24 protein-coding genes are annotated in these 25,213 nt (G+C 61.8%); 12 read left to right on the top strand and 12 right to left on the bottom strand.

Translation table 11 applies throughout. From position 1 onward, the window contains the following. Window positions 1–78 precede the first annotated feature (78 nt). Window positions 79–2,739, top strand: a complete 2,661-nt coding sequence (locus E2N92_RS07545) for a cation-translocating P-type ATPase (RefSeq protein ID WP_220680598.1) — start codon at window positions 79–81, stop codon at window positions 2,737–2,739. 369 nt (window positions 2,740–3,108) lie between these two features. On the opposite strand, the gene E2N92_RS07540 is transcribed toward E2N92_RS07545, so the two are convergent. The 8 genes from E2N92_RS07540 to E2N92_RS07505 form a co-directional block, all read right to left on the bottom strand. Further along, window positions 3,109–3,426 carry a DUF2769 domain-containing protein gene (locus tag E2N92_RS07540; RefSeq protein WP_220680597.1) on the bottom strand — a complete coding sequence of 106 codons (318 nt, stop codon included), beginning with the start codon at window positions 3,424–3,426 and terminating at the stop codon, window positions 3,109–3,111. A gap of 595 nt (window positions 3,427–4,021) precedes the next feature. Next, on the bottom strand, window positions 4,022–4,489 hold the full coding sequence (locus tag E2N92_RS07535) for a chemotaxis protein CheW (protein WP_220680596.1): 468 nt from the start codon (window positions 4,487–4,489) through the stop codon (window positions 4,022–4,024). Between the two features lie 17 nt (window positions 4,490–4,506). Next, window positions 4,507–6,639, bottom strand: a complete 2,133-nt coding sequence (locus E2N92_RS07530; protein ID WP_220680595.1) for a methyl-accepting chemotaxis protein — start codon at window positions 6,637–6,639, stop codon at window positions 4,507–4,509. A gap of 370 nt (window positions 6,640–7,009) precedes the next feature. Beyond that, the gene (locus tag E2N92_RS07525; RefSeq protein WP_220680594.1) at window positions 7,010–8,200 is read right to left on the bottom strand and encodes a DUF362 domain-containing protein; all 1,191 of its coding nucleotides are present in this window, start codon (window positions 8,198–8,200) and stop codon (window positions 7,010–7,012) included. A gap of 868 nt (window positions 8,201–9,068) precedes the next feature. Then, window positions 9,069–9,314, bottom strand: coding sequence for a 4Fe-4S binding protein (locus E2N92_RS07520; protein ID WP_220680593.1), 246 nt, complete (start codon window positions 9,312–9,314; stop codon window positions 9,069–9,071). Beyond that, window positions 9,311–9,838: a 2-oxoacid:acceptor oxidoreductase family protein gene (locus E2N92_RS07515; RefSeq protein ID WP_220680592.1), complete on the bottom strand. Its 528-nt coding sequence runs from the start codon at window positions 9,836–9,838 to the stop codon at window positions 9,311–9,313. Before E2N92_RS07515 ends, E2N92_RS07520 begins: the two co-directional genes overlap by 4 nt. After that, entirely contained in the window at window positions 9,838–10,944 is a 1,107-nt protein-coding gene (locus E2N92_RS07510; protein WP_220680591.1) for a transketolase C-terminal domain-containing protein, read from the bottom strand. The genes E2N92_RS07515 and E2N92_RS07510 overlap by 1 nt, the downstream gene beginning before the upstream one ends. Continuing rightward, complete coding sequence (locus E2N92_RS07505) at window positions 10,938–11,819, bottom strand: thiamine pyrophosphate-dependent enzyme (RefSeq protein ID WP_220682971.1); 882 nt, start codon at window positions 11,817–11,819, stop codon at window positions 10,938–10,940. The genes E2N92_RS07510 and E2N92_RS07505 overlap by 7 nt, the downstream gene beginning before the upstream one ends. Before the next feature lie 194 nt (window positions 11,820–12,013). Here E2N92_RS07505 and E2N92_RS07500 point away from each other — a divergent pair, with 194 nt between their 5' ends. After that, complete coding sequence (locus E2N92_RS07500; protein WP_220680590.1) at window positions 12,014–12,613, top strand: hypothetical protein; 600 nt, start codon at window positions 12,014–12,016, stop codon at window positions 12,611–12,613. Here E2N92_RS07500 and truA read toward each other — a convergent pair. Continuing rightward, window positions 12,545–13,387: a tRNA pseudouridine(38-40) synthase TruA gene (truA, locus tag E2N92_RS07495; protein ID WP_220680589.1), complete on the bottom strand. Its 843-nt coding sequence runs from the start codon at window positions 13,385–13,387 to the stop codon at window positions 12,545–12,547. The two genes, E2N92_RS07500 and truA, sit on opposite strands and share 69 nt — an antisense overlap. Further along, window positions 13,384–14,049 (bottom strand): PHP domain-containing protein, encoded by a 666-nt coding sequence (locus E2N92_RS07490; RefSeq protein ID WP_220680588.1) that lies wholly within the window; start codon window positions 14,047–14,049, stop codon window positions 13,384–13,386. The genes truA and E2N92_RS07490 overlap by 4 nt, the downstream gene beginning before the upstream one ends. Window positions 14,050–14,091: 42 nt before the next feature. Here E2N92_RS07490 and E2N92_RS07485 point away from each other — a divergent pair, with 42 nt between their 5' ends. The 6 genes from E2N92_RS07485 to E2N92_RS07460 all read left to right on the top strand — a co-directional run bounded on the left by E2N92_RS07485 (window position 14,092) and on the right by E2N92_RS07460 (window position 19,724). Then, window positions 14,092–15,501: a dihydropteroate synthase-like protein gene (locus tag E2N92_RS07485; RefSeq protein WP_220680587.1), complete on the top strand. Its 1,410-nt coding sequence runs from the start codon at window positions 14,092–14,094 to the stop codon at window positions 15,499–15,501. 54 nt (window positions 15,502–15,555) lie between these two features. Continuing rightward, window positions 15,556–15,927, top strand: coding sequence for a Mov34/MPN/PAD-1 family protein (locus E2N92_RS07480; RefSeq protein ID WP_220680586.1), 372 nt, complete (start codon window positions 15,556–15,558; stop codon window positions 15,925–15,927). Further along, complete coding sequence (locus tag E2N92_RS07475) at window positions 15,924–16,346, top strand: FAD synthase family protein (protein ID WP_220680585.1); 423 nt, start codon at window positions 15,924–15,926, stop codon at window positions 16,344–16,346. Before E2N92_RS07480 ends, E2N92_RS07475 begins: the two co-directional genes overlap by 4 nt. A gap of 1,113 nt (window positions 16,347–17,459) precedes the next feature. Beyond that, window positions 17,460–18,143: a small multi-drug export protein gene (locus tag E2N92_RS07470; protein WP_220680584.1), complete on the top strand. Its 684-nt coding sequence runs from the start codon at window positions 17,460–17,462 to the stop codon at window positions 18,141–18,143. Next, complete coding sequence (locus E2N92_RS07465) at window positions 18,140–18,820, top strand: small multi-drug export protein (protein ID WP_220680583.1); 681 nt, start codon at window positions 18,140–18,142, stop codon at window positions 18,818–18,820. The genes E2N92_RS07470 and E2N92_RS07465 overlap by 4 nt, the downstream gene beginning before the upstream one ends. Window positions 18,821–18,899: 79 nt before the next feature. Next, window positions 18,900–19,724, top strand: a complete 825-nt coding sequence (locus E2N92_RS07460) for a hypothetical protein (RefSeq protein ID WP_220680582.1) — start codon at window positions 18,900–18,902, stop codon at window positions 19,722–19,724. A gap of 12 nt (window positions 19,725–19,736) precedes the next feature. Here the strand turns inward: E2N92_RS07460 and E2N92_RS07455 are convergent, their stop codons facing one another. Next, window positions 19,737–19,976 (bottom strand): DUF5654 family protein, encoded by a 240-nt coding sequence (locus E2N92_RS07455; protein WP_220680581.1) that lies wholly within the window; start codon window positions 19,974–19,976, stop codon window positions 19,737–19,739. Between the two features lie 126 nt (window positions 19,977–20,102). On the opposite strand from E2N92_RS07455, the gene E2N92_RS07450 reads away from it, so the two are divergent. Continuing rightward, window positions 20,103–20,627 carry a hypothetical protein gene (locus E2N92_RS07450; RefSeq protein WP_220680580.1) on the top strand — a complete coding sequence of 175 codons (525 nt, stop codon included), beginning with the start codon at window positions 20,103–20,105 and terminating at the stop codon, window positions 20,625–20,627. On the opposite strand, the gene E2N92_RS07445 is transcribed toward E2N92_RS07450, so the two are convergent. After that, a complete protein-coding gene (locus E2N92_RS07445; RefSeq protein WP_220680579.1) occupies window positions 20,624–21,547 on the bottom strand; it encodes a PEGA domain-containing protein in 924 nt (307 codons plus the stop codon). The genes E2N92_RS07450 and E2N92_RS07445 overlap by 4 nt on opposite strands. Before the next feature lie 195 nt (window positions 21,548–21,742). On the opposite strand from E2N92_RS07445, the gene rlmH reads away from it, so the two are divergent. The 3 genes from rlmH to E2N92_RS07430 all read left to right on the top strand — a co-directional run bounded on the left by rlmH (window position 21,743) and on the right by E2N92_RS07430 (window position 24,883). Continuing rightward, window positions 21,743–22,222, top strand: coding sequence for a 23S rRNA (pseudouridine(1915)-N(3))-methyltransferase RlmH (gene rlmH / locus E2N92_RS07440; RefSeq protein WP_220680578.1), 480 nt, complete (start codon window positions 21,743–21,745; stop codon window positions 22,220–22,222). Between the two features lie 101 nt (window positions 22,223–22,323). After that, entirely contained in the window at window positions 22,324–22,797 is a 474-nt protein-coding gene (locus E2N92_RS07435; RefSeq protein WP_220680577.1) for an Hsp20/alpha crystallin family protein, read from the top strand. A gap of 580 nt (window positions 22,798–23,377) precedes the next feature. Beyond that, window positions 23,378–24,883 carry a glutamine synthetase family protein gene (locus E2N92_RS07430; RefSeq protein ID WP_220680576.1) on the top strand — a complete coding sequence of 502 codons (1,506 nt, stop codon included), beginning with the start codon at window positions 23,378–23,380 and terminating at the stop codon, window positions 24,881–24,883. The last annotated feature ends 330 nt before the right edge of the window (window positions 24,884–25,213 follow it).

The following is a 25,213-nucleotide window of genomic DNA, read 5'->3' as shown; positions in this document are numbered from 1 at the left end:
CCGGATCTGCCGAATGCCTCTGCATTCCCACAAGGGCGATATAGCTGACCGACCGATACCCGGCAGGGGTGGACGGTGATGCCCGGCGATCGGACCGAACCTCTCTGGCACGCCCTGCCGGACGAGGAGGTGCTTGCTGCGATCGGATCGTCACCTTCTGGTCTCACCGCCGCCGAGGCCGCGGCTCGCCTCGAAGTCTATGGAAGAAACGCCCTTCCCACGCGAGAACCTCCGTCGATCTTCCAGGTCTTTCTCCGCCAGTTCAAGAGTCCGCTCATCTTCATCCTGATCGTGGCCGGGGTCATCTCCCTGCTGATCGGGGAGTCGACCGACGCCCTCTTCATCTTCGCGGTCATCCTGCTCAACGCCCTCCTCGGGATGGTCCAGGAGTGGAAGGCAGAGCAGAGTGCGGCGGCACTCAGGGCCCTCCTCAGGATCGCCGCCCGGGTCCGCCGGGACGGGACGGAGACGGAGGTGCCGGCCGAGGAAGTGGTGCCCGGTGACATCGTCCTCCTGGAACCGGGAAGCCGCGTCCCTGCCGACCTCAGGATCTTCCGGGAGAATGTTCTCTCGATTGACGAGTCTCTTCTCAGCGGGGAGTCGGTCCCGGCGGGGAAGGTCGCCGGGGCGGTCGATGCCGACACGCCCCTGATGGGCCGGAAGAACATGGCCTATGCCGGGTCCACCGTCATCTCCGGGCGGGGGTGCGGGATGGTGGTCGCCACCGGCAGACAGACCGAGGTCGGGAAGATCGCAACAAGCATCTCGGCGATGGAGGTGACGAAGCCGCCCCTCCTCATCAGGATGGAGCAGTTCTCCAGATGGGTGGGGGTGCTCGTCGTCGGGGCGAGTGCACTCCTCGCGGTGGCCGCCCTTCTCCGAGGTATACCGGCGGTGGAGGTCTTCTTCATGGCCGTCGCCCTCGCCGTCTCGGCGATCCCGGAGGGCCTGCCGGTGGCGATCACCGTCGCGCTCTCTCTCGGGGTCAGCAGGATCGCCAGGCGGAATGTCGTGGTCAGGAACCTCGCTGCGGTCGAGGGACTCGGGAGTTGCACCTGCATCGCAAGCGACAAGACTGGGACGCTTACCGTCAACGAACAGACTCTCACGCTCATCGTGCTCCCTGACGGCGGGCATTACACGGTCCTCGGCGAGGGGTACCGGGGGGAGGGGCGGGTGACCGACGCCGCCGGCCTCCCGCCGGAGGAAGAGGAATTTGTGCGTCTTCAGGAGATGGTCAGGGCCGCAACACTCTGCAACGAGGCGGTGCTGGAGCGAAAGGACGCGGACTGGGCGCACTATGGGGACTCCATCGACGTCGCATTCCTTGCCTGTGGCTACAAGTTAGGGCTCTCTCCCGAGACGGTGCGGGGCGAGGTGGCGCTTCTCGCCGAGATCCCCTTCGAGCCCGAGCGCCGGTATGCGGCGGCCTTCTATCGTGTAGGCGGGTCGGTCAGGGTGGCCTTCAAGGGTGCGCCCGAGGTGGTGATCCCGCGGTGCCCGTGGGCCCCGGCGGGTGCCGCGGAGGTGGCGGCCCACCTGGCCGCAGCAGGATACCGCGTCATCGGCGTGGCGAGCGGTGAGATCAGGGGGGGCGTGGATACACCTTTCGACGAGGAGGACATCCCGTCTCTCACCTTTCTCGGCCTGGCCTGTTTCATCGACCCGCTCAGGCACGACGCTGCGGCGGCGGTGGAGACCTCGAGGGAGGCCGGGATCCGGGTGGTCATGGTCACCGGAGACCATCCGGCGACGGCCCTGGCGATCGCCCGCGATCTCGGCATCGCCTCTTCAGAATCGGCCCTCGTCACCGGTGAAGACCTCGAGGAGGCCGGGGCACCTGACGGCGATTACTTCCGTGACCTGGTCAGGAGAGGGCAGGTCTTCTCGCGAGTCGCCCCACTCCAGAAGTCCGAGATCGTGGCCGCGCTCCAGGGCGTCGGGCACTTCGTCGCGGTGACCGGCGACGGTGCGAACGATGCCCCGGCCCTGAGGCGTGCGAACATCGGGGTGGCGATGGGGTCGGGCACCGACCTCGCGAAGGACACCGCCTCGATCATCATCACCGACGATGCCTTCTCCTCGATCGTGACCGGGATCGAGGGGGGCAGAGGCACGTACGACAATATCAGAAAGGTCACCTATCTTCTGATCTCGACCGGCGCCGCCGAGGTGCTCCTCTTTACCCTCGCGCTTCTTGCCGGCCTCTCCATCCCGCTGCTGGCGGTGCAACTCCTCTGGCTCAACCTGGTGACCAACGGGATCCAGGACGTCGCCCTTGCCTTCGAGGCGGGCGAACCGGATGTGATGGGACGGCGGCCCAGGCCGCCTGAAGAGGGGATCTTCAACCGCCAGATGGTGGAACAGACCCTGGTCTCGGGAGGATATATCGGGGTGACCGCCTTTCTCCTCTGGGCCTGGCTGCTCTCGACGGGGTGGGCGGACGATGCCGCACGAAACGTCCTCCTCCTCTTTATGGTCTTCATGGAGAACGCCCATGCCTTCAACTGCCGTTCTGAACGCCGGTCGATCTTCAGGGTGCCGCTCTCTGCCAATCCCTTCCTGGTCGTCGGCGTGGTTGCGGCGCAGGGGGTGCACCTCCTCGCGATGCAGATGCCTGTCATGCAGACCGTCCTCGGGGTTGCCCCGGTCTCCCTCTCCATCTGGCTCTCTCTGCTCGCCGTCGCCGTATCTCTCGTGCTGGTGATGGAAGGGTACAAGTACGTGAGGAGATGGTGAAAGCCGTTCATTGGAGAGGCAGGATTTCTTAAAAAACAGCTTCGTAAAAATGCCCTGGATAAATCTCTCTGCGGGGGTCCGGGGGCAGAGCCCCCGGCACCGATGTTTGGGAAGGCGTGATGATCCGATGTGCCGCCCCGAATCGCAGACTCTTCACCGCCGTCTCACGCCGGGGGGCTTAACCCCCCGGACCCCCCACGACGAAGATAGGTGGGGGCGGCAATGAAGTGGTCGCCCTATGTGGTGTCCTGATCCGAAGAGGGAGCAAGGATCCACTCACCAGAGATCACCAGGAATGTTCATCGCGTATGTTTGAACCTGGGGTTCATGCCCGATTCTACAGAGCCGAAAAAATCGAAAATGGTCTTTTCAGACCATCTTGGTGCCCCAAACGGTGTGCTCGTACCGTTGCGCCTTCTCGGCGCCCCGGGTGCAGAAAAAGGTGTACTTCAGCCCCATCTCCTTTGGAACCGGACAGGTGGGACAGATACAACTTTTCTCATCGCTGATGCACATGAAACTCTTGCCGGAGGCGCAGAAGAGCATCTCGTTCCCCTCCTTTGCACACCGGTTGTACGACGGACATCCCTGGCAGATGCACATCGATTTCAATCTCTCAACTACCGCCTGAACCTCGTCAGGGGTCATATTCTTCATCGCCTGGACTTTCTCCTCAAAGGTGTCCATATGTCTCCCCCGTTGGAAGAGTGTCGATACGGTATATATGGTTTTTCGACCCCGCTGAAAACTTCTTCAGTGGTGTAAATCCAGTGATGAACCCTCCTCCCCCCGCGTGGACCTGATAGGCAGAAGACGCCACCAATCTTAGAATCGTTCCCCTCTCCGCCTTCCGGTCCCCATCGCCATCCCGGGGTTTTGAGGGGCCGGGCCCCCGGCGTAAGCGTGTGGGACGGCGTGATGATCGGATGTGCCGCCCTCATCGCAGACACTTCACTGCCGTCTCGCACCGGGGGGTTGCACCCCCCGGGCCCCCCACGACGAGGATAGGCGGGGGGCGGCGATGGAACTCGATCCCCGCCGATTCTTCGGTCTTGAAAAAAAGCGATCAAACGACGAGAAATTACCATCACGTATATCAGGGGCGTGTTCTCGCTTCATGAGCGATTCAAAAGAGTCGGTTTTTCGGCTCTGGTGCGTTCTCCCCTCAGTGTCCCTCTCGATCGCGTGGTGGACCATTCCAAAAAAGTATGGGTATCCTGACAGGCCCGGCGTTTCAGGAACCCGCTGATATGAGATTGTGGTGCGTGCTGGTGCTGGTCGTTCAGAGGCATCCGAGGTCTTCAAGAGCCTTCTTGATATCGATCCAGATGATGAGGTCGCCTCCGATCCCCTCTTCGTCCGTCGTCGTGCCGGCCCTGATGATCCCCTTCACATAGGCCTCGCGGCAGAGCGTGGAATCCATCTCCTCGATGTCTTTCTCGGCGACCTGCATCACCGAGTGGACGTCGTCGACGATCATCCCGATGTTGGACCCGCCGGCGACGTCGGGGACGAGGACGATGATCTTTTTGTTCTGCACGGTCTGGTCTTCGGGGGTCTGGAGCAGGGTGCCGAGGTCGATGATATTGGTGACCTCGCCCCTGAGGTTGATCACCCCGGAGACGTGGGGGGGTGCCCGCGGCACCGGCGTGACCGGCATCATCTCGACGATTTCGCGGGCAAGGAGGATATCAAGGGCATATCGTGTGCCCCCGAGTTCAAATGCCACGACATCGATGGTCTCTCCCATGCCTTTCACCTCCTTCGTCAGACCCTGAACTTCTTCATCTCGTCGGCCAGGTCACTTGCCAGCCGGTTGAGTTCGTGGACCGCGCTCCCGATCTCCTCGGTGGAGGCGCTCGTCTCTTCGGCGAGGGCAGCGAGGTCTTCGACCTGGTTGAGGCTTTCCCGTGTCATCATCGTCCCGTCCTCGACGATCTGGACGACGGTGTTGGTGGTGTTTGCCTGGTCCTCGATGGCCCGGGCGATCTCTCCCATGTCGTGCGTCACGGCGACGGCGCCTTCCACGATCTCGTTGAGGGCGAGGATGGCGTTGTTCACGCTCTGAACACTTGCGGTGATCTCGTTGTTCGCCGAACTGATCGCCGTGGCGGTCTTCTCGCTCTTCCCCTGGATGGATGAGATGAGGTTCTCGATGTCGTTGGTGGCTTTCTTCGACTCACCGGCGAGGTTTCTCACTTCCCCTGCGACGACGGCAAAGCCCCGGCCGTGCTCGCCCGCCCGAGCCGCCTCGATCGCGGCGTTGAGCGCGAGCAGGTTGGTCTGGTTGGAGATGTCGGTGATCAGCTTGACGATCTTGTTGATCTCGTGCATCTCGTCGTTGAGCTGGGTGATGTCCTCCACACTCTCATGGGCGATCTTTTCGACGACCGTGATCTTCTCGTTGGCCTCCCTCCCGAGCCCCTGGGTATCGCGGCCTTTCTGGGCCACCAGTTCGGCGCGACTGAGGATCTCCTGAGAGGTGCTCGCGACTTCCTCATTGGACGCGGAGAGGTCACTGATACGTCGGCTGATCTCCTCCATTTTGGTGAGGGTCGTTTTGTTCAGGTCGGCGCACTGCTGGCTGGTGTTTGCCACCTGTTCGGCGGCCTTGGCGATCTGGTCGCCGCCCTTGCTCGCCTCGAGGGTGCCGTACTGGACCTGTTCAGCCGCGTCCTGGACTTTCCTGAAGACGGCGTTCCCTTTGACGATGATCTCGTTGAGCGAATCTTTGAAGCGTTTGAAGTCGCCTGAAACCTGGATCTCCTCTGAGAACGGCCTGGTGTAGTCTCCCTCTGCAAGGGAGGCGGCGACCTTCATCCCCTCCTCAAGGGGCTGGACGACGACGTCGAAGAGACGGTTGACCCCATTCATAGCTTCGGCAAAGGAGCCCTTGTGGCGAGTGACGTCGGCCCTGACCGAGAGGTTTCCTGCTGCTCCTGCTTCTGCGAGCCGCTCGGTGTCCTCGACGAGAGCGGTGAGGCTCTCCTCCATGGTGATGAGTGCCGGGAGCATCCGGTCGTTCTCCGACCGTCTGCCGACCTTCTTGAGATTTTCAAGGTCTGAGAGGTCACCGGCGGCGATATTGGTGCTGACATTCTGTATGACGAGGAGGCGGTCGATGACCGTGTTGATCTCTGCGGCGATCTCGGCGTAGATCCCGTTGAAGTCGTCCTCGATCCGCAGGGTATAGTCGTTCACGGTCATCCGCTTCAGCACGGCATTGGCACTGGAAAGGGCTGCAAGCTCGTCGATGCAACGGTTGATGTCGTCGACGAGAACCTTGAAGTCGCCTTCGTATTCGCCGGTGACTTTTTCGGGGATCTGGCCCCTTCCGATCTGTTCGATGGCGGTTGCGGCGATCTGGAAGGGTTCTGTGATGGCGTCGAGGAGGGAGTTGACGTTCTCCGCGATCTCAAGGAAGTCGCCTTCGGCGTCGAGGCTCGCTCTGACTGATAGGTTACCCTGTTGCGCCTCTTCGCCGACTTCAAGGAGGTCTCTGGCGGCCCTGACCTGGGGGGTGACGTCCTGAATAGACTCGACGGCACCGATGACAAGGCCGGATTCGTCTTTCAGTGGCGTTCCACTGCAGTCGATCCAGCATCCGCCGGCGAGTTCGGTTCTCGCAGTCTCGGTCTGCCCGCTCTTCATGGCTTTTCTGCAGGGGCATGCTTCAGAATTACAGAGGCTGTTCCTGAAAACGGAGTGGCAGGGTTTTCCGATGCAGTCTTCGGCTCGTACTCCGATCAGGTCCGCTGCGGCCTGGTTGAGGTAGAGAATGCGATACTCGGGGTCGATGATCTGGAGGGGGGCGGGGGCAAGGTCTATTCCTTTCAGGATCACCCCGGTTCGGGTGGCCTCGTCCTGAGACCTTTCAGTGATGTCTTCGTAGTCTGGCATGGTCGTCTCCTGTCTGGTGTATGGGTGCGGGGAGTGCGGCCGGTCGCTCTCTGTCGGGTCCCACGGACTGCCACCCCTGGGTGTGGAGACCATGGGTCAGAGGTTCTCCCTCTGTGCCTGGGTGCAGGTCCCGGGTGAATTACCATCTCCATGTAATGCTATTTAATGAGTTCTATTTTTTCTACAGGCATTACAAGCTAATGGGATCATTTCAAATGAATAATATTTCTTTTCCCCTGGCTCGGCGCGAATTGGTGGCTTCCTGGGATCCTGTATGATAAAAGAGAATTTAAAAAAATTTATTTCAGAATTATAGCCCTATTTTCGGATTAAAAATAAATGTTGTTGGTATTTCCGTAGAGATTGAGAATCACGGCAGGAGCCGTGAGACGAACCTGGAGAGTGGGCCCTGTTTCAGATCGATCGCTCCTTCCTCGCACATCTCGTGGCAACAATAGCACCGGATACATCTCTCTCCCTCCACCACGGCCTTTCCCTTCTCGAGGGCGATGGCATTCACCGGGCAGGTGAGGACGCACCGCCCGCACCCGGTGCAGCGTCCGGGGTCGGGAAGAGGCAGGGGCCTGGTGAGGGTGCCGCGCCCCTGCATGAACCTGAGCACCTGCCTGTTGAGGAAGGAGACGGCGGGTCTTGCCGGGTGGGTGGAGGGGTGCCTGAAGTCGGGGACGGTGACCGCCGCCGCGTCGTCGCCGACCACCTCGATCTCATGGAAGTCCGGGCTCACCCATCCCCGGCCGACTGCTGCGTTGATCGTCGGGAGGGTGGCGGGGTCCATTCCCATCAACCGTGCCGTGACGATGTCGACGGCCGTGGGGTCGGCGGCCGCGAGGACGGCCCCGATCGGTCTGGGCGATCCCGACATCGGGCCGTCGCCCTCCATCCCGACGACGGCGTCCATCACATGGAGGACCGGGACGACGCAGGTGTTGAGATCGAGGAGCATCTCGGCGAACCGTTCCGGCTGCCTGAACCGTGCGTGAAAGACCGGTTTCTCAAGGCCGGGGACGACCCCAAAGAGGTTCTTGACGGCGCCCGAGTAGGTGGTGAAGAGATGGGTCTTCGCTTTGGAGACGACGACGATGGCGTCGGCGTTGAGCGCTTCGTTGATGATCGAGAAACGTTTCATCACCGTCCCGTCCGGGCAGGGGACTTCACGCGACGAGGTGTCGGTGCTCAACCTCACCCGCGGGTATGCCGCGGCCGCGGTGAACCCGGCCTTCTCGTAGGCATGCTCCAGGTTGCGTCTCGTATAGCGCGTCCCGGCCCCCGGCGAATCGGCGATGACCACCTCGCACCCGTGTGCGGAGAGGAGACGGGCGACGGCGCAGACCACCGCCGGGTGGGTGGTGACCGCCCGCTCGGGCCCTGCTCCCATCAGAAGATTGGGCTTGAGGAGCACCCGGCTTCCTGGTCTGACATATCTCCCGATCCCGCCGATCAGATCGACGGCCCTCTCGACGGACCGAAAGACCTCCTCGTCGTCATATCGGCGGCAGTGAACGAGGGCGACCTCTTGTCGCGTGGTGTTTGCCCGGATCATCGTATCTCTCTGGTCTCTCTGCCTGAGTCAAAAGGGTATGCATGAATGGACACACGAGCAGCGTCGCCAGGGTGGGCGTGTGGGACGACGTGATGATCCAGACGTGCCGTCCCCCTCGCAGAATTTTTCCCGCCGTTTCGAGAGAAGAGAGACAGGGGACAGCGAGGAGCGGCGTGCTCATCCCCTGTCCGGGCTCTATCTTCGGGGTCATGAAAACGGGACAGCGTCATGCTCAGATCATGCCGTTCCCCTTCACCGGGTTTGTTCTGCCATCTCGCGAGAAGATAGGGCTGGGGACGGCACGGGGTGGTGTGCTCATCTGAGCAATGATCGGCCCACTCCCGTCCGTCGTCCATCTCCGGTGATCATGAAAACGAGACGGTGTGATGATCGGATCATGCCGTCCCCTCATCATCGAATATGTTCTTTCATCTCGCGAGAAGATGGGACGGGGACGGCACAGAGTGGTGTGCTCCTCTGAATAATGATCGGCCTGCTCCTGTCCTGGTTCTATCTTTGGGGTCGCGACGACAGGGCGGCGTCATGCTCAGATCATGCCGTTCCCCTTCACCGGGTTTGTTCTGCCATCTCGCGAGAAGATAGGGCTGGGGACGGCACGGGGTGGTGTGCTCATCTGAGCAATGATCGGCCCACTCCCGTCCGTCGTCCATCTCCGGTGATCATGAAAACGAGACGGTGTGATGATCAGATCATGCCGTCCCCCATCACGGGATCTTTCTCGTCATTTTGCGAGAAGATAGGACTGGGGACGGCACGGAGTGGCGTCCTCCTCTGCCGTTCTGTTGGAAGAAAAAGAATCTTTTCGAATGATCCGAAAAAAGAAGGGGCACGAACGCCCCAAAAAACCTTACTTCTCTTCCCTGACCATCGTGATGGCCTTCTTCGGGCAGACGTCCGCGCAGATCCCGCAGCCCTTACAGAAGTTCAGGTCGATCTTCAGCTCCTCATCGATGACCGCGTCGGGGCAGTGGATCTCGCAGATGCCGCACTGGTTGCATTTCTCCCTGTCCACGACCGGACGGAAGACCCGCCACGACCCGGTAAGCCCGCATGCGCCCTTCTTTGGTTTGCTCAGTGCAAGCCGTTCTCTCATATGACCAGCTCCTCGTAGGCGGCCTCGGCCACCTTCACGTTCCGTTCGTCCGTGAACATCTCCCTGATCGCCTGCCTGACCGACTTGACGGAGACGATCCCGAGTTTTGCCGCCGCACCCAGGAAGGGGGTGTTGATGATGGGCGTCCCTGCGATGGCGAGGTCCTGGGCCAGGGCGATCCCGGTCAGGTCGACATGATAGGAGGTGAAGCCCGGGAACTCCTGGGGGTGCTCGCTGTTGATCAGCACCTTGCCGCCCTCCTTGAGGCCGTGGAGGACGTCCACGGTCTCCATGACCGAGGCGTCCAGGACGACCACCATGTCGGGGTTCCTGATCTGCGAGTAGATCTTGATCGGCGCATCGTCGATCCGCACGAAGGAGACGACCGGTGCGCCCCGGCGCTCGGCGCCGTAGAAGGGGCAGGCGGTCGCGTGTTTCCCGTCCCTGAAGGCCGCAAGGGCAAGGAGACGGGCCGCCGTCACCCCGCCCTGTCCGCCGCGGGAGTGGATACGAATCTCATACATTACTCGCTCACCCCGAACCACATCTCTTCACCGATCCGACGGTTCCGCACGAAGTCGGCGATATCGTCGTACGTGACCTCCTGCCCGCCGAGGCCGGCGATCACGTTGTAGCAGTCGATGCCGGTCTTTGCCTTGAGCGAGGCCGCCACGACCCCGCCGAACCCGAACGAGTAGTCGCGGTCGATGACCACGACCTCCCGGCCCTTCAGGTCGAGGTCGGGGAACGGTCTGAACCAGCGCAGGCGCATCGACCCGGCTTTGATCCCTTCCTTGCGGAGAAGGTCGACGGCCACTTCGGCCTCCTTGCCGAGGGTGCCCATCGAGACGACGACGACCTCGGCGTCCTCGCACAGGTATTCCTCGGCCGGACCGTACTTCCTGCCGAACCGCCTGGCGAACTCCTCCTCGGTCTCGCGGATCACCTCGCGGGCGTCCCGCATCGAGCGCTCGATATCCCACCTGAACCTGAAATAGTCGTCAGGCCCGGTCATCGGCCCGTAGCCCATCGGGTTCTTCACGTCAATGGCGTACGGAAGCCTGTTCGGCGGGATGAAGTCGCCGAGGTCGACGGTCTCCAGGGACTGCATGATGTGCGAGAGGGTGAACCCGTCGAGGTTGACCATCACCGGCAGGAGCACCCGCTCGTCCTCCGCGATGCGGAAGGCCATGAGCGTGGCGTCGTAGGCCTCCTGAACCGTGCCCACGAAGACCTGGAGCCACCCGGTGTCGCGCTGGGAGAAGGCGTCGGTGTGCTCGGCCCAGGTGTTCCACCCCGGCCCCACGGCACGGTTCACGTTCGCCATCACGATGGGCAGGCGTGCGCCCGTGGCCCAGTGGAGCATCTCGTGCATGTACAGCAGCCCGTGCGAACTCGTCGCGGTGAAGGTCCGCACGCCCGTGGCCGCGGCCCCGATGCATGCCGCCATCGCCGAGTGCTCGCTCTCGACCGGGATATACTCGGTCTCGATCTCGCCTGCGGCGACGTAGGCGGCGATCTGCTCGATGATCTCGGTCTGCGGGGTGATCGGGTATGCGGCGACGACCGACGGACGGGCCTGCTTGACCGCCGCGGCGATGGCCTTGTTGCCGGTTGAGATCATCAGCATATGCCTTCCTCCTCCTTCTTGATCCGTGCAAGATTCTTCTCGATGCTCTGCTGGAGTTCGGCGATGATTTCAGGGGTAGCCTTCTTGAACCGACCCTGGGCACGCACATATTCCTCGATCGGGTGCGGCTTTTTCAGTGCCATCCTGGACGGACCCGAGACGGTGAGTTTGCCGTACTCGCGCTCGTACAGCACCCACGACCCGGTCTTGACCGCGAGTTTGCCGATCTCGATCGTCTTGTCGGAGTTGTACCGCCACCCCGGCGGACAGGGCGCCAGGATGTGGATGAACTTCGGTCCCTCGATGGAGAGCGCCTTCTTGACCTTCTTGTACAGGTCGAGGGGATAGGCGCTACAGGCGGTCGCCATGTACGGGGGATTGTGGGCGGCCACGATCTGGTCGAGGTCTTTCTTGGTCTCGGTCTTCCCGGCCGGGGTGGTGGTGGTCAGGGCGCCGAGCGGCGTCGCCCCGGAACGCTGCATCCCGGTGTTCCCGTAGGCCTCGTTGTCGTAGCAGATGTACAGGAAGTCGGTGCCGCGCTCGAACGCGCCCGAAAGCGCCTGGATCCCGATGTCGACCGTCCCGCCGTCCCCGGCATAGACGATGACGTTGGTCTTCTTCCCTGCACTCCTGAACGCCTTGCTCATGCCGGAGGCGCAGGCTGCAGCCGCTGCAAAGGCGATGTTGTACACCGGCACATTGAAGGAGGTGTTCGGATACATCCCCTGGATGACGCTGGTGCAACATGCCGGGACGACCAGGACCGTGTCGGGTCCGGCCGCCTTCAGGACATAGCGGAGGGATAGCGACGAACTGCATCCGGCACAGGCCGCGGTGCAGGTCGTGAGGTACTCCTCCTTTGGTATCTCAGAAATCGTACTCAACTCCTCACCAGAGACAGATGCTCATTATTGATCATTACATTTGTCGGTGTGTTCTTGTAGATTGCTATGGATACCCATAGGTTAGGTGTGTGCTGACTTGGGTTTGTTGGTCCGAACCTCTCTCCTGCCCGGCAGATTTCAGCATGCATAAATGGTGCAGGGACTTACCTCTCCCGCGAAACACCATGACCGAAGAACATGTACCCAATGATGCGGCGGACGGCACCGTCCCCCCGGCTGACTCTGTCCAGCCGAACCGGCCAGGGCCGGTTGAGCAGTCCACAGTATCTCCTCCGTCACCTCCGGCGCCAGAACCGAAAAAAATGAGCGGAAAGAAGAAGGCCGTTCTCGGAGTCTTCGGACTGCTCCTGCTTCTCGCCGTTGCGGCCGCCTTTACCCTTGATGTTGAGTTCGGGGATCCGATACCTGGTTCCACCTACCCGTACACGGTGACCTACAATGTCTGGTTCCCTGACGGCGAACCGGTCACCGTCGGGAACGTCAAGATGATGGCCCTCAGTTATGGCGATGAACTCATTCTTGACGTCAATGGCAACAGAGAAAAAATCGTTCTCGGGCAGGAGATGGAAGTGGCAGAGCATCATGCCAGCATGAAGATCTTTGGCGTCACCCTTCTCTCCACCGACTTCAAGATGTTCATGAAGTACAGGGGGCTTGTCGAAGGAAAAGCGAATTTCTCCCTCACGGTCAAGACCTCACGGCAGATCCCGCAGTTCGTCATCAACCTGCTCCTCCCCAAGGAGATCCAGGCTCAGCCCATGTAGGGCTGCACTCACCCTTTTTTTCAACCTGAAGTCCCTTTCTCGTCTGATAAGGGCCTGTTCTGCCTTCGGTGATGGAGGGAGGGGAGTGAAGGGGAAGGGATAGGCGATGTCCAGGAGGATCAACCCGCCGGGAGGCGCGGCAGGGAGATGCCGCTCCCCCTCTCCCCTGAGGATCTCCCCGATCCATCCGGGTTCCTCGTCTCCTCGCCCGACCATGGCGAGGGCCGAGGCCATGCACCGCACCATGTTCCAGAGAAAACTCTCCGCGGTCACCTCGAAGACACAGAAGTCGCCGTCATCAAAGACGCGGGCGGCATGCACCCGGCGCACCGGGTTGCGCTCGCTCCGCCTGGAGAGGAGGGTGAAGTCGTGCTCGCCGAGAAAAGCCTGCGCCGCCCGATCCATCAGGGCGGTATCGCCCGGGTGCTCCTCGAAAAAATAGCGATAGGTCCGGGCGGTCGCCTCCTTTCTCGGGCTGAACCGGTCATGGACCTCGGCCCATCCGGTGGTCCAGATGTCTGCCGGGAGTTCGTACGGCAGGGCGGCGACCGCCCGTTCCGGTTCGGCGGTCGTGAAGGCGCAGACCTGCCCGGCGGCATGGACGCCGCGGTCGGTCCTGCCGGAAAAGGCGAAGCGCGCTTCCCGGGGGTCGTCGAAGAGTCCGAGTTTCGTGCAGACCGCGGCCACGTCGCCCTCAACGGTCCTGACCTCGGGCTGGACCTGGGAGCCATAGAACCCGTCACCCCAGTAGCCTATCCTGAAGGCCAGTCTCATGTGGGGATCCTGGCCTTGATCTTCTTCCACGAGCTCTTCAGGGACTGCCGGGTGTACGACTTGAGGGGGGTCATCCGTCCGCCGGCCGCGGTCCGTCCGGCCCGGATCGCCTCGAGGATGGAGGCCAGATCTGGTTCGGCGTCGACGAGGGTGTAGCCGTAGCCGACGAACCTCGCCTGGTGGGCGTCGCTCCCGCCGACGCAGGGTTTGCCCAGGGACCGCGCGACCATGGCCGCCTTCCGGTTTGCGGTCCCTGTGATGTAGCGGCTGTTGAAGACTTCGATGGCGTCCACCAGGGACGGTCCGGCCTTCAGTTTCTGGCCGACACCGTGGCGCCACATATGGTACGGGTGGGGGAGGATAAGCACTGCCCCTGCCTCCCGGGCGCGGTGGACGGCTTCAAAAAAGTCCATGCCTTTCGGGAAGGCTTCGGTGACGCCGAGGGCCAGGAGGTGTCCCTGTTTTGTCGAGATCTCGGTCCCGGGGATGACGATGATCGGGCTATCGTACGAGAGCGCGGCGAGCGCGCCCTCGACGGTGTCGTGGTCGGTGATCGCCACGGCGTCGAGCCCGGCGGCCTCGGCCTGTCTGAGGATCTCCTCGATACTGCTCTCACCGTCGCGCGAATAGCGTGAGTGGACGTGCAGGTCGCATCTCAGCATAAGATCATACCATTTTTCGCCTCACGGCTATTAAGGAATGGTATGCGGATCCTGCTCCCTACCGGCGAGGCGACTGCCGGGGTTGTTCGGAAGGCGGCCACCGGTTTTGACGCTGAGGTAGTGGTCACCGGCGAGATCGCCGCGTTTCTCACTCCGGCCCGTTTGCGGGCGATCATCGACGAGGGCGAGTACGACCTGGTCCTGGTCTCCGGGATGTCGACGGCCTCCTTTGCGGAGGTCGAGGAGGCAACGGGTGTGCCGATCTATCTGGGGCCACGCCATGCGGCCGACCTCGCGATGGTCCTCTCGCGTCTTGGCACGGTGGCCCTCTCCCGGACGGTCCCGGCCGACGAACTCTTTGCGGCCGAACGGCGGGAGGCGGCGTACCGGCGGATCGCCGCAGCCGAGGCGTCGGCCGAAGCAGAGGTCGTGATCAGAGGACTCACGATCGGGGGCGGATCGCGGATGAAGGTGCTCGCCGAGATCATGGACGCCCACCGCCGTCCCGACCTCCGTGCGGCGGTGGAGGACTTCTTCGCGCGGGGCGCCGACATCGTCGACCTGGGTTTCGGGTTCGACGCGACGCCGGCCGATGTCGGACGATGCTTCGCAAGCCTGGAAGGGATCGACGGTCCTCTCGCCGCCGACACCCAGGACCCGGCCCTGATCCTGGCGGCGCTCCCGCGGGCCGACCTGGTCCTCTCCCTCCATGAAGGGAACATCCCGGCCGTGGGCGCGGCGGTGGCCGCGGCCGGGGTTGCGGCGGTCGTCGTGCCCGGTGAGGCCGGACTTGAGGCAAATCTTGCCGCGGCCCGGTCAGCCGGGATCGGTGCCCTCGTCGCCGACCCCCTCCTCCAGCCTGCGGGCTCGGGGCTGGTGGAGTCGCTCCGGAACTTTACGGATATCGATTGTCCCATCTTCTTCGGTGCCGGGAACGTCGCCGAACTCATCGACGCCGACTCGCTCGGGATCAACGCCCTCCTTGCGGCGTGCGCCCACGAGGTCGGGGCCGCGGTGATCTTCACGAGCGAGCACTCGGATAAGACGCGAGGGTCGGTGGCCGAGATGCGTCGGGCGACCGAGATGATGGCCGCTCTCGGCGAGCACCCGTACCCCAAGGACCTCGGGATCGACCTCCTCGTCCTCAAGGAGAAGCGCCGTCGGTGCGAACCTCTTCCCGAAGGAGAGGTCGTCGACGTGCCTCCCGCGCCGGAGAAGTTCGTCCCCGACCCGGCCGGGAACATCAGGATCGCCGTTGACGGCGGTATGATCCTCGCCGCGCAGAAAGGCACGGTCTACCGCGGCCAGACCGCCGCCGACCTGACGGCCGCCCTCATCAACGCGGGCTGCGTCACCCGCCTCGACCATGCCGCCTATCTAGGCCGGGAACTGGCACGGGCCGAACTGGCTCTCGCCCTGGGCAGGAGTTATGTCCAGGACGGGCCGTTCTGAACCGGCCCCGGATCCAATCATTCATTGGGCATGGCACCCAACATCCATAGACCTATGAAGATCAGAGGCATCTCTGCCGACCTTCTTGACCTCCTCCTCAGGCTCGGCGCGGAAAACCATCCAAACGAGTTTGCCGCGATACTCAGGGAGACCGACGGCGTCATCACCGAACTCAACCTCGTCCCCGGCACGACGAGCAACGAGGAGAGCGCCAGCGTCTTTCTGGACATGCTCCCCCTCGACACCCACACCGCCGGGAGCGCCCACTCCCACCCGAACGGGGTCATCCGTCCTTCCGACGCCGACCTCGGGTTCTTCCCCAGGACCGGGCGCTACCATCTCATCATCGGGTGGCCGTACGGCCCTGACGACTGGCGCTGCTTCACGGCCAGCGGCCAGCCGTACGACCTGGAGGTGATCCGGTGAGGCGGGTCGTCGCCACCGGCACCTTCGACCTTCTCCATCCCGGGCACCTCTTCTATCTGGAGGAGTCGAAGAAACTCGGCGACGAGCTCTGGGTGATCGTCGCCCGCGATGTCAACGTCCGCCACAAACCGCGGCCGATCATCCCGCAGGAGCAGCGGCTTGCGATGGTCAGGGCCCTCAAACCGGTCGACCACGCGCGGCTCGGGGTGGAGGGCGACATCTTCGACCCGATCCGCGAGATCGACCCCGACGTGATCACCCTCGGCTTCAACCAGTTCTTCAAAGAGGACGACCTGAGGGCGGCCCTGAAGGAGCGGGGGCTGCGGGCCGAGGTGGCGCGGATCGGACGATACGAAGGGCCGCTTGCCAGTTCGTCCCAGATCGTCGGGCGGATCCTTGAAGAGCGGGCCGCCCGCTGAACGCTCCGGTCTCTGATACTTTTTTCGTACCTGAGGACTTTTCGGCAGTATCGAGGGCTTGAACAATCGCCCGGGCCCCCGGCGTAAGGGTGGGGGACGGCGAGAGGTGATGTTCGTGTCTACTGTTCTGTTGTGATGAAAGCGGTGGGGCGGTCCTATCTTCGGGGTCATGAAAACGGGGAGAGTGTGGTGATCGGGCATGCCGTCCCCTCATCACCCGATCTGTTCCGCCGTCTCGCGAGAAGATAGGACGGGGGACGGCACGTCGTGTGATTCCTCGGAAAAAAGATCAACCCTCTCTGATCCGGGTTCTATCTTCGGGGTCATGCTGACAGGATAGCGTACTGATCAGAATGTGCCGCTCCCCTATCACCGAATCTTTTCTGCCCTCTCGCGAGAGGATTGGGCTGGGAACGGCAATGGCTTGAGTTCGTTTCTGTTGTTTCGTCGTGATTTGAGGAGTCAGGCTCTCCGATGTGGCCTTTGCGGTTCTATCTTCGGGGTCATGAAAACGGGAAGGCGTGATGATCAGAACGTGCCGTCCCTGATCTATGAATCTGTTCTGCCATCTCGCGAGAAGATAGGGCGGGGACGGCACGGGTTGGTGTGCTCCTCTGAAAAGTGATCGGCCCTCTCCCGTCTCAGTTCTATCTTCGGGGTCATGAAAACAGGACGGCGTGTTGATCAGAATGTGCCGCTCCCCTATCACCGAATCTTTTCTGCTCTCTCGCGAGAGGATTGGGCGGGGAGCGGCATGGAGTGATGTGATCCTGCTGAAAAGCGATCCACTCTTTCTCGTCCCGGGTCTATCTTCGGGGTCATGAAAACGGAACGGCGTGATGATCAGATGTGCTGCTCCCCCGTCATCGAATCTTTTCCATCGTCTCGCGAGAGGATAGGATGGGAGACGGCACGGGGATCGTGATCCCGCTGAACTCTCTCCGGGGTCATGACGATGGAGCGGCGTGATGTTCGGCCATGCCGCCCCCGCTCATCCCCCCCTCGCAAGGAGCGGGGATCTGTTCAAGCGCATGTGCTTGAACCGCGGATTCATGCCCCATACTCCTGCCTGGTCGCCACCATTTTATGTGGGGCCGGAGAGATCGTGGTGACATGGCCGGAGAAGGGCGGATCCTATCACGGGCAGACCGGCGCGGGCGTCTCGGGAGAGTGGTCCTCCCCCTTCTCCTCTACCCCCTGTACGCCCTCTTTCTCTTTCTCGTCTTCCCCGATGAAGCAGTATTCTATACCGGCCTGATGGCGGCCTATGTCGTCCCGCCGGTCGGGCGTGAGGCGCTCATCCCGCTCGCCGCCGCCCTCGGCCAGCCATGGTGGCTGACCGCGCTCACCTGCACCTATGTGGACGTCGTCGGCTGCCTCGTCGTCGCCCTCAACTTCGACCTCGTCCTCTCCCTTCCCTATGTCGGGCCGCGGCTGGCCGCTCTGGTCGAGACGGGCAGGGCGGTTCTCGAGCGCAGGGCATGGTTGCGGGGCCTCTCGTGCGCGGGGCTTGTCCTCTTCACCTCCCTGCCGATGGAGGGCTCGGGGGGTGTCGGCGGTGCGGTGGTGGGCCGGCTGCTGGGCCTGGGCGAACGCGGGGTGATCTGCTGTGTCGGCCTCGGGGCGGCCGCCGGTTCGGCGCTTCTCGCCCTTGGTGCCGAGGCCGCCCTCTCTCTTGCCGGCGGAGGGCTTATTATCGGGATCGTTCTTCTCGTCGTTCTCGTCGCCGCGGGCTGTATACTTCGCCGCGTGGCGCTCTTTGATAAGGGGCCGGCACCAACCTACAGGGAGAGATGACAGGGATGCTGCTCACCAACGGAGTCTCATTCCACCCCAACCTGGTGGTCGATCGGGCGGTCAAACTGGCCCTCCCATTCGGACTTGTCGCGGCTCTCCTTATTTCCCTCTACCTGACCACGCCCCACGAGAACTACCTGACCCTCGCGGGGCTGCTCGCGGCGTACATCGTCCCGCCGGCCGGGAAGGAGTCGGTAATCCCGGTCGGGATCGGACTTGGCGAGCCCTGGTGGCTCCTTGCGATGATCATCGTCGTCATCGACCTGAGCACCTCGCTCTTCGTCGCCCTCAACCTCGACCTGACCCTGAAGATCCCGTACGTCGGCCCGTGGATCGGACGGGTGATGGAAGGGTGTCAGTCGTACATCGAGTCCCACCCCTGGCTGGGGCGCCTCTCCACCGTCGGCCTGACCATCTTTGTGATCGTTCCCTTCCAGGGTTCCGGCGGCATGAATGCCACCATCCTCGGACGACTGATGGGGCTGACCCCCGCGGTCGTGGTGGGATGCGTACTGACCGGGAGCATCATCAGCAGTTTCGGGATCGCCCTCGGGACCACCGCCCTTCTCTCCCTCTTCAGGGAGAGTGTCTTCCTGGGGTGCGGGGCCCTTCTCGCGGTCGTTGCCATGATCGGCGGGCTCGTCCTCCTCTGGAAACGGTACGCCCCGGCGGTCTGAACTTCCTCCTCTTTTATCCAACTCCGGAGTTCAGAATTCTCATATAGAGAGGTCGGCAGAGATCGTGTCGGTGATTCCTATGAGATCCCGCACAGCCGTACTGATGATCGCCCTCCTCCTCCTTCTTGCCGCTCCGGCCCTGGCGGTTCCCGGAGAGAAGGGCAACGTCCATGAGAAGGGATGGGCAAAAAAGTCCGTCTCTTCCCAGGACGAAGTGATAACGCCGATCGCAACGCTTGCTGAGAACGAAACCGGGGACATTCCGGACATCGCCGAGAACGAGACCGAGGACGTCCCTGAGATCGCCGAGAACGAAACCGATCAGGAACCTGTGATCAAACCGACCAAGAGGATCCCGCCCGGTATTGCAAAGCGCCTGCCCCAGGATGAGAATGCGAAGCCTCTCCCTCCGGGACTTGCGAAGCGTATCCCCTCCGCGGTGAACGAGACGAACGGTACCGTCGACCTCTCCGAGAATTTCACCTGGCCGCCTTCGACCTGGAAGAACCGGAACCAGGTCAGTACAGCAGTTCACACCCTCCTTGCGGCGGGCGAGATGGACGGCGGGATCGGGGAGAACATCTCGGCGATCGCCAGAGAGTTCAACACCTCGGTCCAGACCAGGATGATGGCCGAGCAGCAGATCCAGGAGCGGCAGGGATTGACCCGTCTCCTCTTCGGCGGCGATCAGGAGGCGGTGGCGGCCCTCTGCCAGAACCTCAACCGGACCTCCGATCAGATCCGTGAGATGCAGCGGCTCGTCGAGAACTGCACCTGCGACAACCAGACCCGGACGCTCCTGATGGAGCAGCTTACCGTGATGGAAGAGGAGCAGGCCAGGCTCTCCGCACTCGTGCAGAACGAGACTGACGACCAGGGCCTCTTCGGATGGCTTATCCCGTGAAGGGCATCCCCTTCACGTTTTCGTCTCTCCTTTTGCTTTTGCAGCCGCCCGTGCGATCATGATGGTGACCAGCACGGCAACGATGGTCACGACGACGGCATAGATGGTCTGTGCGGTCAGGTTCTCCGCCGTCCCAAAAAGTTCCTTGAAGAGTTCCTGGATCGCCCCGTTCCATGCCAGTGCGGCGACCAGTCCGAAGGCGGCGGTGAGCAGTGCCGCGATTTTGTCCAGTACTTCCGCATACAGGGTCATGGCCGGGAGATGGCCGACACATTATATAATCTCTTGGATGCTCCGGGTGCGCTCCGGGGAAGGTCGGCCGCACGTCGTGCGAAATGGGAGACTTTTTCCGGTGCCGGGGGGATGATCTGCTCAGCCATGAAGACAGGAATGGTCTATCTGAAGCCCGCCGAGATCGCCGACCTTGCCGGTCTCCCGGAGGACGAGGTGCGGGAGTACCTCCATGCCCATCCCGACCTCTTCCGCGGCCGGAGCATCGGGCCGGTCCGTCTGTACGCCCCTGCCTCCGTCGAGACGGTGAAACGTCTGGCCGAGGAGGCCGCTGGCGGAGAGGAACAGCGGCCGGTTGCGGCAACGGTGAAACCTGCAGGCGAAGCGGCGGCGGCGGAGGAACTCGAACCCTCCCCGGTCACCCTCGCCTATCTGGAGGCCCGCGACCTCAAGGGCCAGGTGGCGAGGCAGGCGCTGGAGATCGAGGCGCTCAGGGCCGAACTGGAGCGGCAGCGGCGGGAACTCACCGGTGAGATCGCGGCGCTGGAGGAACGTCTCGCCGCCGGAGAGAAGAAGACCTCGCTCATCGCCGAGTGGGTGGACTACTTCGACTTCGAGATTGGTCAACTGAAACGCCCCTTCTTCGAGCGCCTCGCTGGAAAAAAGAGTTAGTTTTTCCTGTTGAGCAGGAAGAGCGCACTGCAGAGTCCGAGCGCCCCGAGTACGGGGAAGAGGGAGAGGGGCGTCTGGGTCTGCGTCGGCGTCGGTACGGGCGTGAGGGCGACGGCGACCTCGACGGTCTCGCCCTGTGCCGGGCGCTGCTGGATCTGCACGATCGCGGCCTGGTAGCCGGGTGCCTCGACGGTGATGGTCTTGTACGGCGTTGCCGTGGTGTAGACCCTCACCAGCAGTTCTCCGTTCTTGATCTCGCCCTTCAGGTCTTCATCGAAGAAGACCGCTGCGCCGTCGACATTGCACTTCACCAGGAACGCGCCCATGTCCCCGCCGATGGGTGCCTGCTCGAGGGTGACGTCGAGTTCGACGGTCTCGCCCTTTGCCGGGTAGGTCTCGATCGGCGCGGTGTAGGTCTCATAGCCGTCCGCCTCGACGCTGATCATCTTGTACGGGGTGCCGGTGGTGTAGACCTCGACGAGGAGTTCTCCGTCTTTGACCTCGCCCTTGAAGTCGCTGTCGAAGTAGACCTTTGCCCCGTCGACATTGCACTTCACCAGGTACGCCCCTTTATCCCCGCCGATGAGTGCGGGCTGCAGGGTCACCGTCAGGTCCACGGTCTCACCCTTTCCCGGGTACTCGAGGATGGGTGCGGTGTGCGTCTGGTAACCGTCGGCCTCGACGCTGATCGTCTTGTACGGCGTTGCGGTGGTGTAGACCTCCACAAGCAGGCGGCCGTCCTTGATCTCACCTTTCAGGTCGTCGTCGAAGTAGACCTTCGCCCCGTCCACGTTGCAGTGGACGGCGAAGTAGCCTTTGTCCCCGCCGATCAGACCGGTGTCGCCGGTTGCTGCGCTGGCAAAGGTGACCATGCCAGCGAAGAGCATGACGACAAGGAAGATGGTGTATTTTCTCTCCATGCTATCACCACTCATCCGGTTATCTTCATTATTTAGAGATTTTTCTATCTGGAGCGCCGGTGTGATACGGAGATTGTATATTTGATGACATGCGGGTAGGGTTTGAGCGTGACGGGTCGGTCGACCTCGACCTGTCGGGGTGCCGGAGTGAGGGGGTAAATATCCTCCAGACAGAGGAATAGAGGAGGGAAAGGTATGCGGGTCAGTGTCGTCGCTGTCGGGAAGGCGAAGGAGCGCTACATCGCCGAGGGGATCGCAGAGTATGAGAAGCGCCTGGGGCCGTACGGGGGGGCGAAGGTCGTCGAGGTGCGGGACGAGCGGATCCCGAAGAACGCCTCCCCTGCCGAGGAGGTGCAGGTCAAGGAGCGGGAGGGGGAACGGTTGCTTGCCGCGGTCCCCGACGGTGCCCTGGTCGTCGCGCTCGACCCGGCGGGGGTGGCATGGTCGAGCGAAGAACTCGCCGAGCACGTCGGCCGGTGGGAGATCGAGGGGGTGCGGGATGTTTCGTTTCTAATCGGAGGGCCTCTGGGACTTTCCGATGCGGTGTATGCCCGTTCCGATCTCCGCCTCTCGCTTTCGAAGATGACCTTCCTCCATACGCTGGTCAGAGTCATCCTCCTCGAGCAAATTTATCGTGCGTTCAGGATCCTGCGGGGAGAACCGTACCACAAATAACGGCCGCGGGTGCCGTCATCAAAACTCATATTATCCCGCGGTCAGTATATTTGTGTGGACGAGCCTGCGGGCGACGGACCCACAAGGGGGACACAATCAGCATGTACTCTGAGATTCCAGACGAAGATTTTCAGCAGCTCAGCGAATATATCAGACGGATGGTCTGCCGGGCGATGGCGGAAGGGGATGGCCGGTCGATCGCGTTCAGGGTCGACCTGATGATCGAGGAGGGACGGTGTCATGTCCTGCCGCCGGTCTGGTCGCCGATGGGCAAGCGGGGTATGGCCGAAGATGACGAGGGCCGGGACGAGCCCTGGGTCGAGGTGCAGGAGGCCGAGGAACAGTTTCTGGTGGCCGCCGAGATTCCCGGGATGCGGGAGGAGGAGATCAGGGTCTGGCAGGAGGGGTCCGTCCTCCACATCGACGCCGCGAACGGCGAGCAAGCATACCGCAAGCAGGTCGAACTTCCCCCCTCCGCCCTCCAGGTGGAGTGGATGACCTACCGGAACGGTGTCCTTGAGGTTGCCTTCGGTCCGGTTCAGGACGATGAAGGTCCGACCGGCCGCTGGGAATAAAATCTTTTTTTTGGCTCTCGAGAATCGGGCGTGCGTCAGGAGTATGCCTCTGCATACTGCGAGCATATCCCAAAAGCTTGAATGAGGATTTGATCCCATCGAGCCTCCTACTGATATGAAGAGGACAGAAACATCGTCTGATCGACCTGCCTTCCTTCATCTTCTTGCCTGGGTTTGCGACCCCCGGACTCCCGGGATTGCGATTGAGCGGGGAAGGCAAAGGAGAAGATCCTGAAGAGAGTTTAGAAAACGCTTTTTTCGTATATGGGGATCAGAATGTCCGCCGTAGATGCCGGGCGATCACATTGGGGCGTTTAAAGCCATTTATATGATTTTAACGGCCATTCGGGTCTTTGAATGCCTTTTCACCGCGAGGTGGCGGATACGTGTTGGGGACAGATCAACGGTGTGGAAAATTGTCCGGGATTTCCGGGATCTTCCGGAACAGGCATATCTGAACGAGTATATTTTTATTAAAATCCTGCGATGCAATTGTTTGAGGGGAGGGGCGCCCTTCGATCATGACATAGCGTGCAGGAAAAGATGATTAACCATACGGTCGTAACGTACCCCGAACCTCATGAAAGACTCTGAGATCTTGATGAATCCAAACGACCTCGTCCGCTTCCTCAAGAAGCCGTCGTCAGAATTTACCAAAGACGATATTATTCGTTTTTGCTATGAAAACGGTATCGAGATGGTGAATTTCCGCTATGCCGCGGAGGACGGCAAGCTCAAGACGCTCAACTTTATCATCTCTTCGAAGGAGCATCTCGACGCCATCCTCTCCGACGGCGAGCGGGTCGACGGGAGCAACATCTTCTCGTTCATCGAAGCGGGGAGCAGCGACCTGTACGTGATCCCGCGCTACCGCACCGCCTTCGTCAATCCGTTTACCGAGGTGCCGACGCTCGAGATCCTCTGTTCGTACTATGACTACGAGGGCAAGCCGCTGGAGAGCGCTCCGGGGTATGTCCTGCGCAAGGCGAACGAGGAGTTCACCAGGCAGACCGGCGGCGTCTTCAAGACCCTCGGCGAACTGGAGTACTATGTGATCAGCGAGCGTGAGGAGCTCTACCCCGGTCTCGACCAGAAGGGCTACCACACCGCCGCACCCTTCGCCAAGTTCGAAGACCTGCGGACCGAGGCGCTGCGGTTGATCGCCAAGGCCGGCGGTAAGATCAAGTACGGCCACTCCGAGGTCGGGTGCTTCAGCACCGAGGACCAGTACTTCGAGCAGCACGAGATCGAGTTCCTGCCCATGCCGGTCGAGGAGGCCGCGGAGCAGCTGATCATCGCGAAGTGGATCCTCCGGATGCTCGGGTACCAGTACGGCGTCGAGATCAGCTTTGCCCCGAAGATCACCGTCGGCAAGGCAGGGAGCGGGATGCACTTCCACATGCTCGTCGAGAAGGACGGCCAGAACCTGATGGTCGAGGAGGGGAAGTTGAGCCCGCTCGCCAGGAAGATGATCGCCGGTATCCTCGATGCCGCCGACGCCCTGACCGCTTTCGGCGACACCATCCCGACCTCGTACCTCAGGCTCGTGCCGCACCAGGAGGCGCCCACCAACATCTGCTGGGGCGACCGCAACCGCTCCGTCGTGGTCCGCGTGCCCCTAGGCTGGGTCGGCGCCCAGCACATGACGCAGGACGCCAACCCGTACGACCGCGGCCTAAAGGCTGAGCGCCCGTCCAAGCAGACGATCGAGTTCAGGGTGCCCGACGGCTCGGCCGATCCGTACCTGATGATCGCCGGTCTCATCGTCACCTCGCTGCGCGGTATCAACATGCCCGACGCTCTCGAACTGGCGAAGAAGCTCTATGTCGATGTGAACATCTTCAAGCCGGAGTACCGCGACCGCCTGGACCAGCTCGAACAGCTCCCGGCCTCCTGCTGGGAGTCGGCCGAGGCTCTCGATGCCAAGCGTGCGATCTTCGAGGAGAATGCGATCTTCCCTGCCGGCATGATCGACAGCAGGGTGGCGTCGCTCAAGGCCTATGAGGACAAGGGTCTCAGCGAGAAACTCTACGGCGACAAGGAAGCGATCGCGGAACTGGTCGACCGCTTCATGCACGTCGCGTAAGGTCTCAGGATAATCTTCCCGATACTATTTTTTTTCGGGGTGGGTGGGGTTTCTCTTTTTCTTCGTGAATGGATTGTTTGTGTTGAGCAGTGTGTGCGATGTGCATTGTCGTCGCTTCTGCATGGTGGAGGCATGAGAACTGGAGAGGCTAATCTTCCTGATCCAATGAAGGGATCGCGGATCTCCTGTCCTCCCTGTATCGTCTGCTGGGGGACTACCTCAAGGCATTAACTTTCTTGAACTCCTTGGATAGGATCCTAACTGGGAGTGACACACTATGCAAAAATGTGAGGATAGTTTTTGCAGAACTGGAAAAATAATAATTTTTTG

Source organism: Methanofollis formosanus (assembly GCF_019633745.1).
Classification (GTDB): domain Archaea; phylum Halobacteriota; class Methanomicrobia; order Methanomicrobiales; family Methanofollaceae; genus Methanofollis; species Methanofollis formosanus.
This window is presented reverse-complemented; position numbering and strand designations above follow the sequence as displayed.

Coding starts and splice junctions, on each gene's coding strand:
- E2N92_RS07515 (WP_220680592.1), bottom strand. CDS start 9,838: ATGTATGAGATTCGTATCCACTCCCGCGGCGGACAGGGCGGGGTGACG.
- E2N92_RS07480 (WP_220680586.1), top strand. CDS start 15,556: ATGAAGATCAGAGGCATCTCTGCCGACCTTCTTGACCTCCTCCTCAGG.
- E2N92_RS07545 (WP_220680598.1), top strand. CDS start 79: ATGCCCGGCGATCGGACCGAACCTCTCTGGCACGCCCTGCCGGACGAG.
- E2N92_RS07460 (WP_220680582.1), top strand. CDS start 18,900: ATGAGATCCCGCACAGCCGTACTGATGATCGCCCTCCTCCTCCTTCTT.
- E2N92_RS07465 (WP_220680583.1), top strand. CDS start 18,140: ATGACAGGGATGCTGCTCACCAACGGAGTCTCATTCCACCCCAACCTG.
- E2N92_RS07450 (WP_220680580.1), top strand. CDS start 20,103: ATGAAGACAGGAATGGTCTATCTGAAGCCCGCCGAGATCGCCGACCTT.
- rlmH (WP_220680578.1), top strand. CDS start 21,743: ATGCGGGTCAGTGTCGTCGCTGTCGGGAAGGCGAAGGAGCGCTACATC.
- E2N92_RS07520 (WP_220680593.1), bottom strand. CDS start 9,314: ATGAGAGAACGGCTTGCACTGAGCAAACCAAAGAAGGGCGCATGCGGG.
- truA (WP_220680589.1), bottom strand. CDS start 13,387: ATGAGACTGGCCTTCAGGATAGGCTACTGGGGTGACGGGTTCTATGGC.
- E2N92_RS07445 (WP_220680579.1), bottom strand. CDS start 21,547: ATGGAGAGAAAATACACCATCTTCCTTGTCGTCATGCTCTTCGCTGGC.
- E2N92_RS07435 (WP_220680577.1), top strand. CDS start 22,324: ATGTACTCTGAGATTCCAGACGAAGATTTTCAGCAGCTCAGCGAATAT.
- E2N92_RS07535 (WP_220680596.1), bottom strand. CDS start 4,489: ATGGGAGAGACCATCGATGTCGTGGCATTTGAACTCGGGGGCACACGA.
- E2N92_RS07530 (WP_220680595.1), bottom strand. CDS start 6,639: ATGCCAGACTACGAAGACATCACTGAAAGGTCTCAGGACGAGGCCACC.
- E2N92_RS07500 (WP_220680590.1), top strand. CDS start 12,014: ATGACCGAAGAACATGTACCCAATGATGCGGCGGACGGCACCGTCCCC.
- E2N92_RS07525 (WP_220680594.1), bottom strand. CDS start 8,200: ATGATCCGGGCAAACACCACGCGACAAGAGGTCGCCCTCGTTCACTGC.
- E2N92_RS07430 (WP_220680576.1), top strand. CDS start 23,378: ATGAAAGACTCTGAGATCTTGATGAATCCAAACGACCTCGTCCGCTTC.
- E2N92_RS07470 (WP_220680584.1), top strand. CDS start 17,460: ATGGCCGGAGAAGGGCGGATCCTATCACGGGCAGACCGGCGCGGGCGT.
- E2N92_RS07485 (WP_220680587.1), top strand. CDS start 14,092: ATGCGGATCCTGCTCCCTACCGGCGAGGCGACTGCCGGGGTTGTTCGG.
- E2N92_RS07490 (WP_220680588.1), bottom strand. CDS start 14,049: ATGCTGAGATGCGACCTGCACGTCCACTCACGCTATTCGCGCGACGGT.
- E2N92_RS07540 (WP_220680597.1), bottom strand. CDS start 3,426: ATGGACACCTTTGAGGAGAAAGTCCAGGCGATGAAGAATATGACCCCT.
- E2N92_RS07510 (WP_220680591.1), bottom strand. CDS start 10,944: ATGCTGATGATCTCAACCGGCAACAAGGCCATCGCCGCGGCGGTCAAG.
- E2N92_RS07455 (WP_220680581.1), bottom strand. CDS start 19,976: ATGACCCTGTATGCGGAAGTACTGGACAAAATCGCGGCACTGCTCACC.